This window comes from Candidatus Planktophila sp. (assembly GCF_046070465.1).
Taxonomy (GTDB): Bacteria; Actinomycetota; Actinomycetes; order Nanopelagicales; family Nanopelagicaceae; genus Planktophila.
Genome location: NZ_JBJTMK010000158.1, coordinates 1 through 4508, shown reverse-complemented (window position 1 = coordinate 4508; position 4508 = coordinate 1). Strand labels below are relative to the sequence as shown.

Annotated in this window: 5 protein-coding genes and 1 pseudogene; 1 reads left to right on the top strand and 5 read right to left on the bottom strand. The window is 49.2% G+C overall.

All coding sequences use genetic code 11. From position 1 onward, the window contains the following. Positions 1-75: 75 nt before the first annotated feature. From ACKOVI_RS06840 to ACKOVI_RS06830, 3 genes are read right to left on the bottom strand one after another with little or no spacing between them, the layout of a single operon-like run. Positions 76-1050 (bottom strand): ABC transporter ATP-binding protein, encoded by a 975-nt coding sequence (locus ACKOVI_RS06840; protein ID WP_509603328.1) that lies wholly within the window; start codon positions 1048-1050, stop codon positions 76-78. 13 nt (positions 1051-1063) lie between these two features. Continuing rightward, the gene (locus ACKOVI_RS06835; protein ID WP_509603327.1) at positions 1064-1750 is read right to left on the bottom strand and encodes a winged helix-turn-helix domain-containing protein; all 687 of its coding nucleotides are present in this window, start codon (positions 1748-1750) and stop codon (positions 1064-1066) included. Further along, complete coding sequence (locus ACKOVI_RS06830; protein ID WP_509603326.1) at positions 1750-2823, bottom strand: sensor histidine kinase; 1074 nt, start codon at positions 2821-2823, stop codon at positions 1750-1752. Before ACKOVI_RS06830 ends, ACKOVI_RS06835 begins: the two co-directional genes overlap by 1 nt. 143 nt (positions 2824-2966) lie before the next feature. On the opposite strand from ACKOVI_RS06830, the gene phoU reads away from it, so the two are divergent. Further along, on the top strand, positions 2967-3617 hold the full coding sequence (phoU, locus tag ACKOVI_RS06825) for a phosphate signaling complex protein PhoU (RefSeq protein WP_509603325.1): 651 nt from the start codon (positions 2967-2969) through the stop codon (positions 3615-3617). Position 3618: 1 nt separating this feature from the next. Here phoU and ACKOVI_RS06820 read toward each other — a convergent pair whose 3' ends face one another. Both ACKOVI_RS06820 and ACKOVI_RS06815 read right to left on the bottom strand, forming a co-directional pair. Beyond that, entirely contained in the window at positions 3619-4368 is a 750-nt protein-coding gene (locus ACKOVI_RS06820) for a phosphoglyceromutase (protein ID WP_509603324.1), read from the bottom strand. 30 nt (positions 4369-4398) lie between these two features. Beyond that, positions 4399-4508: pseudogene (locus ACKOVI_RS06815) on the bottom strand (YbjN domain-containing protein); the annotation flags it as partial.

Sequence of the window (4508 nt, the reverse complement as noted above, 5' to 3'; positions counted from 1 at the left end):
TAGACGCTTCTTTTGCATTACTGCCTCCATTACACAGATGCGCACTCAGCGATTGAGCGCACAAAACCTCGTTCATTACTGGACGAGGAATTCCTTATCTTTGCTCCACTGGGCTGTGACCGAGTCGCCGACTTTGAGGTCACCGACTGGATTGGTAGAGATCAACGAAGTTCCATCAGCGCCTCTAAAGCGATAACGAGTAACTGAACCTACAAAAATAAGGTCGGTAATCGTGCCCACGATTGTTCGACCCGAGGATGTTGAGCTCTTCGTAAGTTCAATGTGTTCAGGACGAATGTTGATGCGCTGACCATCGATAGTGATTTTATTTGTTTGGCCTACAAACTCTGAGACAAAGGGACTCTGCGGATTCTCATAAATTTCTCGGGGCGTTCCCACTTGTTCAATTCGGCCATTATTAAAGACGGCGATGCGATCGCTCATGGTCAGCGCTTCTTCTTGATCGTGTGTGACAAAGATGAAGGTAATACCAACTTCGCGTTGAAGTTCCTTAAGTTCTAGCTGCATCTGCTCACGTAATTTAAGATCGAGTGCACCCAGCGGTTCATCGAGAAGAAGAACGGCAGGGCGGTTAACAAGAGCACGAGCAAGTGCTACCCGCTGACGTTGACCGCCCGACAACTGCGAAGGCTTGCGCTTTTCATATCCTTCGAGTCGAACCTGCTTGAGCGCCTCGAGTGCACGAGTATGTCGCTCGGTTTTATCGACGCCCTTGACCCGCAATCCGTATTCGATATTAGAAATCACATCCATATGAGGGAATAGCGCATAATCTTGAAAGACGGTGTTCACGTCGCGCTCATAGGGTGGAAGCTGGGCAACATCTTTATTTCCGAGAAGAATCACACCTGCATCAGGTTTTTCAAATCCAGCGATCATTCTCAAGACAGTTGTCTTGCCCGAGCCAGAAGGTCCTAAGAGAGTAAGGAACTCTCCCTCGTAGATATCAAGATTGACCCCGGCAACGGCACGTACCTCGCCAAAGGTTCGGGTCAGGCCTTGAATAGAAATCGCAACGGTGGGATTCACACAGGCGAGGTTACTACTGACGCTCCATTTTGTAACCCATACCTCGTACCGTTTGGATAAATTCTGGATTAGCTGGGTCTTTCTCTATCTTTGCGCGAAGGCGCTTGATATGTACGTCGAGAGTCTTGGTATCTCCGACGTAATCACTGCCCCAGACGCGATCAATCAACTGAAGGCGCGTGAGCACGCGACCCGCATTCCGCATGAGGAATTCAAGGAGTTCAAACTCCTTAAGCGGAAGAGAGACCACTTCACCGTTGACGCTAATCACATGGCGATCCGTATCCATTCGAACCGGGCCAACTTCCAAAGTCGAGCCATCATCGGCAGCATCGAGCAGCTCGCCACGACGTAACACTGCGCGGATTCGAGCTATGAGTTCACGTGATGAGTAAGGCTTGGTCACGTAGTCATCTGCACCGAGTTCAAGCCCAACAACTTTATCAATCTCGGAATCTTTGGCAGTCAACATAATGATTGGTACTGAAGATTTGGCGCGAATCTGGCGACAGACTTCAGTTCCGGAAAGGCCAGGCAACATCAAATCTAAAAGGATGAGGTCGGCACCACCCTTATCAAATTGAGCAATTGCATCGGGACCGGTAGCAGCAACGGAGACATCGAAGCCCTCTTTGCTTAATAAGAATGCAATAGCTTCCGAGAGTGTCTCTTCATCTTCTACAACGAGAATGCGTGACATTACTGTGCACCTTCTTCTAATAATTCATCTGCAATGGGTAATCTAATTGTGAAAGTACTACCGATACCTTCAGAGCTCCAGACGGAAATATCTCCACCATGGTTTCCAATTACGTGTTTAACAATGGAGAGCCCAAGACCTGTACCACCAGTTTCGCGTGAGCGCGCTGGGTCTACGCGATAGAAACGTTCGAAGATACGCGCTTGATCGGCATCTGTGATACCAACACCTTGATCAATCACAACAATTTCAACAATCTTCTCATGAGCAATCGTATTGACTGTCACTTTTGTTTTATCTGGGCTGTAATTGATGGCATTCTCAATTAAGTTATGGAAAGCCATAATAAGGTGAGTTCTATCTCCAACAACGCTGACATCGACCTGGGGGCCACGCAAGATTTCAATGTCGCGAGTTCCAGCCAATACTTGGCATTGATCTATCGCTTCATCAACTGCTTCATCGATATCGACATAGACCGCATCCAGTAGTGGATCTGCATCCTGTAATCGAGAGAGATCGATAATCTCTTGAACAAGCGTCGATAGCCGTTCGACTTGGCTCTGCATCATGGTGGCAAATTTATTGACTTGCGGATCTTCAGAGGCGACCGTCACTGCTTCGCTGAGGGTGCGCAGGGCGCTAATAGGCGTCTTGAGCTCGTGGGAAATGTTGGCAACAAAGTCTCGACGGACCGCATCAACACGTTCGGCCTCTGATTCATCGATGAAGACCACGAACGTTGCATCGTGATTATCAAAGTAGGTCGCCTTTGCGGAAAGTTTTCTAGTTCCTTCACCAATGGGTCCACGCGGAACATCAACATGGCCGAATTGTTGAAGACCGGTTCGTCGAGCTTTACGCACAAGATTTAAGACTGAGGTCGCAATTAATTTCTCATCACGAATGACACCGAGAGTGACAGCAGATCCTGAGTAATATTCAATTCTGTCACCTGCTGCAAAGATGACACTGGCGAAGTCGAGAGCTCCGAGAATCTCTTGGACCTCAGGAGTTGCGAAATCGAGCTCGCTATCAGCGATATTTCGCTTCCGCCTTAAAGCCCGCACCATGCGGCAATCGTACGCTCTGAAAATCATGACCTTTTGAGAAAATCTCACTTTGAAGCGTCATTTACCGACTATTCACGCCCAAGACAGCGCGTGTTTACCTGCAACAAGTGGGAAATTAAGAGCGTTCAGAATATTGTATGCACATGCGCGACGCCTTCCATGAAGATCTCGACTCGATCAATCAGACGCTGGTAGAGATGTCTAATCTCGTCAGTAGTGCGATGGGTCGTGCCACCACATCACTTCTCACTGGCAATCTCGAGCTCGCAGAAGAAGTCATCGCAGCTGATGACCGCGTCGATGCTATCCAGCATGAGCTCGACAATAAGACGATGGACGTCATGGCTCGCCAACAACCTGTAGCCAGCGATCTTCGTAACTTGGTGACTTCACTTCGCATGAGCGCAGATTTTGAGCGTATGGGCGACTTTGCTCACCATATTGCCCGCATCGCACGCATGCGTTATCCCAATACTGCGGTCCCAGCAGAGTTAACTCCCACCATTCAAGCTATGGGTGATGTCGCTGTTGCACTCATTAATAAAGTTACTGGCCTACTTCAGAGCCGCGACATCAATGTTGCTCTTGAGGTCGAGCGCGATGACGATGAAATGGATAAATTACACCGCAAACTTTTTGAGGTCTTGCTCGATGACTCATGGTCACACGGCATTGAGACCGCAATTGATATGACGCTGCTCGGACGTTATTACGAGCGTTGCGCCGACCATGCGGTATCAGTCTCTCGCCGCGTGTACTTCTTGGTCACCGGCGAATTTTCAGAGAAGAACTAACTTACTTCTTTCCCTGATTTGCAACCGCTTTAATCGCCTCTGCCGCGGCTGCTGGATCGAGATACTCGCCGCCCTTTGTCACTGGCGCAAAGTTGGCATCGAGTTCGTAGTACAACGGAATTCCGGTTGGAATATTGAGACCAGCAATAGCTTCATCGCTGATTCCATCAAGATGCTTGACGAGTGCGCGCAGAGAATTGCCATGGGCTGTTACCAAGACAGTCTTGCCAGATTTCAGATCAGGAATAATTGACTCTTCCCAATAAGGAATCATGCGCGCGACGACATCCTTGAGACATTCAGTAAGTGGCATGGCAGCACCAAGATCTGCATAGCGAGGATCTTGATCTTGCGAAAATTCAGAACCGGCCACGATCGGTGGCGGTGGGGTGTCATAAGAGCGGCGCCACAACATAAATTGTTCTTCGCCGTATTCGGCCAAAGTCTGCGCTTTATCCTTACCTTGGAGCGCACCATAGTGGCGCTCATTGAGGCGCCAAGAGCGCTTTACTGGAATCCAGTGACGGTCGCATGAATCTAAAGCTAGTTGTGATGTGTGAATGGCGCGGCGAAGTAGCGAGGTGTGCACGACATCTGGAAGAAGATTGCGGTCGGCAAGAAGAGTGCCGCCCTTCTTGGCTTCTGCCTCACCAGCTGCAGAAAGTCGCACATCGACCCAGCCAGTAAAGAGATTCTTCGCGTTCCATTCGGATTCGCCATGGCGCAGGAGGATGAGCTTGTAATTCGACATGTGCCTATCTTGCCATGGAAAGTTATGAAATTAAATCAAGTGCGAGAATGCGTCGAGATTGGCAAGTGATTCACCACGACTGACTCGCCAAGCCCATTCGCGGCGAATTGCATTTGCAAAGCCTAATTCGAGTAGTGGAT